The sequence below is a fragment of the Serratia sp. H1w genome (assembly GCF_000633355.1).
Classification (GTDB): domain Bacteria; phylum Pseudomonadota; class Gammaproteobacteria; order Enterobacterales; family Enterobacteriaceae; genus Chania.
Genome location: NZ_AYMQ01000232.1, coordinates 1 through 222 on the forward strand (window position 1 = coordinate 1; position 222 = coordinate 222).

Sequence of the window (222 nt, forward strand, 5' to 3'; positions counted from 1 at the left end):
ACCAAAGGTGTTTTGAAGAGATTGTAGAGATTTTCAGCGATGTTCCGAGATTGGTTCTGATGGCTACGCGAGTAGCGGTTGGAATAAAACAGATTTGCCTGGCGGCAATAGCGCGGTGGTCCCACCTGACCCCATGCCGAACTCAGAAGTGAAACGCCGTAGCGCCGATGGTAGTGTGGGGTCTCCCCATGCGAGAGTAGGACACTGCCAGGCATCAATTAA

At 52.3% G+C, this 222-nt stretch carries 1 rRNA gene; it reads left to right on the forward strand.

Features of this window, described 5'->3' with window-relative positions:
* Positions 1-97: 97 nt before the first annotated feature.
* Positions 98-213, forward strand: a 5S ribosomal RNA gene (gene rrf, locus U869_RS0129065).
* Positions 214-222: the final 9 nt, after the last annotated feature.